The 857-nt window shown below is 77.9% G+C and carries 1 pseudogene; it reads left to right on the top strand.

What is annotated here, in order from left to right:
* Positions 1-857: pseudogene (locus tag KS423_RS46395) on the top strand (AfsR family transcriptional regulator); the annotation flags it as partial.

Genomic DNA, 857 nt, shown 5'->3' with positions numbered 1-857 from the left:
GCCTCGCCGGGCTCTGCGACCACCTGCCGCTCGCCCTGCGGATCGCCGCCGCCCGGCTGGCCGCCCGGCCGGACTGGACGATCGCCGAGCTGGTCGCCGAACTCGCCGACGAACGGACCAGGCTGGCCGCCCTGGACGCCGACGGCACACTCTCCGTCGCGGGCCGGCTCCGGCTGACCCACCGCCGGCTCTCCGAGCCCGCGGCCGAACTGCTCACCGCCCTGGCCGCCCACCCCGGCCGCGAAGTGGACACCCCGGCGAGCGCCGCACTGCTCGGCAGCGACACCGCCGCCGCCCACCGGGCGCTCGGCGAGCTGGCCTCCCACCACCTGCTCACCGGCACCGCCCCCGGCCGCCACGCCCGCACCGACCTGGTCCGGCTGTACGGCGCCGGGCTGCTCGCCGAACGGCCCGAACAGCACCGGCGGCTGCTCCGCGAGCGCCTGGCCGACCACTACCTCGCCGCCCTGCGGCACTGCGGCTTCTTCCTCGACCCCGGTCAGGAGGACACCGCCCCACCCGCCCCTCCGGCGCAGCCCCTACCGACCGCCGTCGACATCCGCACCGCGCTCGACTGGTTCGACGCCGAGGAGCCGGCGCTCTCCGCCCTGATCGCGTCCCCCGACACCGATCCGGCGCGCGCCTGGCGGCTCGCGCTGACCTGCGGCTCGCTCTACTACGGCGCCAGCCGCTTCACCGACTGGCTCGCCTGCGCCCGGCTGGGACAGGCGGCGGCCGAACGGTGCGGCGACCCGGTGGCGGTCGCGCTGCTGCTCAACTGCCGGGCACAGGCGCTGGTCGCGCTGGAACGCCGGCAGGAGTCCGCGGAGGCGGCCCGGAAGGCGGTGGCCGCCGCC

The sequence above is a fragment of the Streptomyces sp. LS1784 genome, from assembly GCF_020103755.1.
Classification (GTDB): domain Bacteria; phylum Actinomycetota; class Actinomycetes; order Streptomycetales; family Streptomycetaceae; genus Kitasatospora.
Note: the sequence above shows the minus strand (reverse complement) of the source record. Positions and strands in the feature narration are given on the sequence as shown.